5 protein-coding genes are annotated in these 5,197 nt (G+C 36.2%); 4 read left to right on the forward strand and 1 reads right to left on the reverse strand.

Going from position 1 to position 5,197, the window contains the following annotated elements; all coding sequences use genetic code 11:
• The first annotated feature begins 267 nt into the window (after positions 1-267).
• The 4 genes from VB797_RS18140 to VB797_RS18155 all read left to right on the forward strand — a co-directional run bounded on the left by VB797_RS18140 (position 268) and on the right by VB797_RS18155 (position 3,722).
• Positions 268-1,542, forward strand: a complete 1,275-nt coding sequence (locus VB797_RS18140) for an MFS transporter (RefSeq protein ID WP_323239126.1) — start codon at positions 268-270, stop codon at positions 1,540-1,542.
• A gap of 103 nt (positions 1,543-1,645) precedes the next feature.
• The gene (locus VB797_RS18145) at positions 1,646-2,581 is read left to right on the forward strand and encodes an N-acetylglucosamine kinase (RefSeq protein ID WP_323239127.1); all 936 of its coding nucleotides are present in this window, start codon (positions 1,646-1,648) and stop codon (positions 2,579-2,581) included.
• Between the two features lie 75 nt (positions 2,582-2,656).
• Complete coding sequence (locus tag VB797_RS18150) at positions 2,657-3,043, forward strand: GxxExxY protein (RefSeq protein ID WP_323239128.1); 387 nt, start codon at positions 2,657-2,659, stop codon at positions 3,041-3,043.
• A gap of 166 nt (positions 3,044-3,209) precedes the next feature.
• Entirely contained in the window at positions 3,210-3,722 is a 513-nt protein-coding gene (locus tag VB797_RS18155) for a hypothetical protein (protein ID WP_323239129.1), read from the forward strand.
• 12 nt (positions 3,723-3,734) lie between these two features.
• Here VB797_RS18155 and VB797_RS18160 read toward each other — a convergent pair whose 3' ends face one another.
• The gene (locus VB797_RS18160; RefSeq protein WP_323239130.1) at positions 3,735-4,979 is read right to left on the reverse strand and encodes an FGGY-family carbohydrate kinase; all 1,245 of its coding nucleotides are present in this window, start codon (positions 4,977-4,979) and stop codon (positions 3,735-3,737) included.
• Positions 4,980-5,197: the final 218 nt, after the last annotated feature.

Here is a 5,197-nt window from a genome sequence, read left to right on the forward strand (position 1 = left end):
GAAAGTTAAACGCAGTTTCGTATACTTGTATAAACAAATATTGACTAAAAAATACAATTATGCAAAGAATACCATCAGTATCTAAGTAATTGGCGGTAATAAATTATTAAGATTATATCTAATTCATAACAGTAGACAAATTTTGTAATGTAGATTTGCTGTACTCTACTCAGAATTATGGCAACAAGCTATCTTCAAATTACGTCTGAGAAGTTCACATCTCTTTCCATCGTACACATAAAAATAAAAAATTAGTTAATTGCAACTATGACAACTCAAACTGATAAACCGAAAAGTAAATTTACTTCGCCTTGGGCTTATATTCCCAGCCTATATTTTGCTGAAGGGATGCCGTATATGATTATTAATGCGGTATCCGTAGTTTTTTATAAAAACTTAGGAATTGATAACGCTCAAATTACGTTTTGGACGAGCATAATTAACCTTCCTTGGGTTGTCAAAATGTTTTGGGGTCCAGCAGTTGATATTTATTCTACCAAAAGAAGATGGCTGCTGACCATGCAATTTGCCATGTGCTTGTGTTTGGCTACATTAGCTTTATCTTTTCAGCTACCGACATCAAGTTTCTTTTCTCTTTCCTTAGTAATACTGTTAGTCGGAGCATTTATTTCTGCGACTTATGATATTGCCACAGATGGTTTTTATATGTTGGCATTAAGTGAAAAGAAACAAGCTTTTTTTGTGGGGATTCGCACTCTATCCTATCGACTAGCAATTATATTCAGTACGGGGTTTTTAGTATATTTAGCAGGAAGTTTAGAAAAGTCCACCGAAAATATTCCTTTAAGTTGGAGTATTACCATTGGATTCGCATCTTTTATTTTTGCCATACTTTTTATATTTCATCTATTTATTCTCCCACAGCCGGAGGTAAAAAATAGAAGACAATCTGAATCTACAAGAAATGATATTCCATTCGTAACAGTTATTCGATCGTATTTTGCTCAACGTAATATCATCGCTATTTTAGCATTTATCTTACTTTATAGATTGGGTGAGGCTATGTTAGTAAAAATAGCCACTTTGTTTTTATTAGATGAAAGAACTGCTGGTGGTTTGGGTTTGACTACCTCGGAGTTCGGTTTAGTATACGGAACAGTTGGTGTAATTTCGTTAATTAGCGGTGGTATTTTAGGTGGATTAGTAATTGCTAAATATGGATTAAAAAAATGCTTGCTACCAATGGCTTTGGCATTGAATTTACCAGATTTATTTTATGTTTACATGGCCTATGCTAAACCACCATTAGAATTAGTTTATCCTTTAGTTTCCCTAGAACAATTCGGTTACGGTTTGGGATTTACAGCTTTCACCGTTTACTTAATGTACATCTGTAAAGGTGAATATAAGACCTCTCACTTTGCTATCTCTACAGGATTAATGGCATTAGGTTTGATGCTCCCCGGTGCAATTAGTGGTCAAATTCAACAATCAGTTGGTTATCCAATGTTTTTTGTTATCGTTTGTTTATTAACTATTCCTGGTATGGCGACTATCTTTTTTATTCCTTTGGATGAATAAACAAGGAGTCAAGCTTAAAAAGGTTTGTAGTAAGGGCTTTAGCCCTCACAAAGAAAGGGTTAAAACCCTGATTACGAACCTAAAATATAAAATCTAAAATTCTATGTCTTACGTTTTAGGAATAGACGGCGGTGGAAGTAAAACAGTTTGCGTTTTAATGAGCGATCAACGTGAAATTTTAGGACGCGGTGAAGCTGGTTCCTCAAATTATCAAAGCGTGGGAATCGAAGCTGCAAAAAAATCGATAGAATCTGTTATTAATAAAGCAATAATTAACACAGATAATCTGCAAATAGACGCGATTTGTTTGGGTTTAGCAGGTGTCGGACGTTCGAGAGATATTGAAGTAGTAGAGAAAATAATTAAAGATATACCGATAATTTGTAATATAAAACCGGAAAATATAATTATTTCTCACGATGCATTAATTGCTTTGGTAGGTGGAATTGGTAATGATGTGGGAATTGTTGTTGCTGCGGGAACTGGTTCGATAGTTTTCGGTAGAAATCATCAAGGAGAAACTAAAAGAGTCGGTGGTTGGGGATATATTTTAGGTGATGAAGGTGGAGGTTATAAAATCGCAGTTGCGGGAATGCAAGCGGTTTTGAAAGCTTATGATGGACGGGCAATTTCTACTAGTTTGGTAGAAGATTTTCAAAATTATCTTGATTTAAATAATATAGAAGAATTAGTAGAAGTAGTTTATCGACGAGGATGGGGTGTAAAGGAAATAGCTGCTTTAGCTCCAATTGTTGATAATGCAGCAGTATTAGGCGATCAAGTCGCGAATAAAATATTTGATGATGCTGTGGAAGAGTTGGTGAAAGCTACGGTAACTGTTATTGATGGGATTTTTGTTAAGGGAGATTTTTTAGAAGTAGTAACTACGGGAAGTGTTTGGAAAAGTAAATGCAAGATGTGGGAGAGGTTTGTAAGCTGTATTAATCGGGATTTTTCGGAAGTTAAGGTGGTTTTTCCGAGGTTTGAAGCTGTTTATGGTGCTGGTTTGTTGGGGTTGAAGTGTTTGGGAGAGGAGTGAGTTTGGGGTTTTTGCGGGGAATACTAGGGAAAGATAAAAAACCGCAGAGACGCAGAGAGCGCTGAGGAAGAGAATATGAGAGAGTTTGATGGGTTGGAGCAGTTGACTTATGGTGTGATTGGGGCTGCTATTGAGGTACATAGAGTTTTGGGTGCGGGTTTTTTGGAGTCGGTTTATCAAGAAGCTTTGGCTATAGAATTTTCGCAACGTAAAATACCTTATCGCAATCAATTTCCTATAGCTGTAAGTTATAAAGGACATCCTGTTGGTGAAGGAAGATTAGATTTTTTAGTTAATGATGTTTTAGTTGTGGAATTGAAAGCTATAGAAAAGTTAGCACCAAAGCATGAAGCCCAAGTTATTTCTTACCTAAAAACGACTCAGAAACCTCTCGGATTACTCATAAACTTCAATGTTCCTATCCTAAAACAAGGAATAAAACGCATCATTCTCTCTTCCTAATTCTTCCTCTGCGTCCTCTGCGTCTCTGCGGTTTTTTAATCAATTATTCTTAACCGTATTACCAGTATCAAATTCAACTAATATTTTTAGGTATTATTTTACAAGATATAATTTCTGAGTTATAACTCAGGAAAAATACTTACGAGTAGAAACAGGCTACTTGTCAATGAAAGTTGTAAAAAAGACAGCTAGTCTGCTGGTATTAAGTGATTTAAAACAGGTGAGAAATCGCAGAAAATTCTCTTTTCGTTTATTGATTCTCAATTTATTGATTATGGGAGGATTTTTCTGGGTTCTGTCCGGTTCCGATAATTTAAAAATTAAGTTAAGTTTAATCTTATTTACCTTAGTTTTATTAATTCCTGGGATATTATTAATCCGTTTTGATACTAGCGAATCTAACTACTTTGCAATCAATACCAATGTTAATAAGTTTATTCACAAACGGATGGAACTATTTGCTAATAAAGTATACATAGCTGAATATCCTTTAAGAAATATTCGTTTTATCGGTATTAAAAGGAATAGTCTTAATCGCGATGATGATAAAAATTACTTGGTTAGACTATATTTTAAATCTAATAAGTATGTAGATATAGGTTATTTTGCAACATCTCAAAAGTCTTTTAAAATTGCAAAAACTATATCTAAATTCCTAAAAATACCTTTGAAATATTAACCGTTCACTGTTTTATAGTCCTCGCATAGCTAGTAAAGCACTACCATAAGCTGCTTCTGTATTTGTAGAAGAAACTACCGGAACTCCTAAATATTGCTTTCTTATCTCACTCCATACGTGATTTTTTGCTCCACCACCAGCAGTATAAACGCAACTTAAATTATCTGCACCAAGTTGTTGTAATAACTCATATCCCCGCGCTTCAATTCGAGCCATACTTTCTAATAAACCATGTAAAAATTTAACTGAATTATCGGGATGCGGTTCTAATTGAGGAGGTAAATTTGGGTCATTAATCGGAAAACGTTCTCCGGATTTTAATAACGGATAATAATCCAATTTGCTAGGTTTAGTTAGATCAATTTCACGGCTATATTTTTCTAATTCATCGTTAGTGAAATATTCTTTTAATACAGCACCTCCAGTATTAGAAGCACCCCCAGTTAACCATAAATTTCCAAAACGATGACTATAAATTCCGTATTGGGAATTATCTAGACGAGTACGACTCAACAGTTTTAAAACTAATGTGGAACCCAAAGAAGTCACCGCTTCACCTGGAGAATTTGCTCCACTAGCGAGAAATGCCGCAATACTATCTGTCGTACCCGCACATACCACGCAGTTTTTAGGAAAATTGTATTTTGCAGCAATATCGGAACGCAATTCACCGATCGCATTTCCTGGAATTGTCACTTGTGGTAAATGAATTGGGATTTGCAGTTTGTCAAACCATTCTGGATATTGCAACGCTTCTACGTCATAACCCAGTTTTAAAGCATTGTGATAGTCACTAATACCCAATTTTCCATGCAAGAGAAATCCTAACCAATCTGCTTGATGTAAAAAATATTTAGCTTTTGTAAACGAAGGTAACTGGATCATCCACAACAGCTTTACAAGGCTAGAAGTAGCGCTTAATACAGTATGATTTGGCGGTGCGATATTTTTTAACTTTTCTCTCATCATCGCTCCCCGTGCATCATTGTAGAGCAAAGGTTCACCAACGGGATTTCCCACAGCATCGCACAACAACACAGTGGAAGAAGTACCGTTGATAGCAATGCGGGTAATTTCTCGGCGTAATTCTGGGTTAATTTGCTCTAAAAGACTAAATAAAGCAGTTTGCCAACATTTTGTTAAATTAGTCTCGCAAGACGCATCAAAAGGAAATCTGACCTCCGCTACAACATTCCCAGCAGAGGCGATCGCCATACCCCTAGCACCAGAAGTTCCAAAATCTATACCTAAATACATTTTTAAAGGTCGAAGGTTAAAGGTCAAAGGTCGAAGGTTAAAGGTTAAAGGTCGAAGGTTAAAGATTAAAATTCTCCTTGTTCCCCCCCCTTCGGGTTTCTCCTTCCCTTCGGGACACCTTGCGGTGAACGGAGACGCTTCGCGGATCTGCGCTTACGCACACACCACTTCTCTCAACGGTCGTGTTCCTCCGCACGAGAGTGGGTTCACCATCTCCC

This window comes from Rivularia sp. UHCC 0363 (genome assembly GCF_034931125.1).
In the GTDB taxonomy this organism is placed as follows: domain Bacteria; phylum Cyanobacteriota; class Cyanobacteriia; order Cyanobacteriales; family Nostocaceae; genus Rivularia.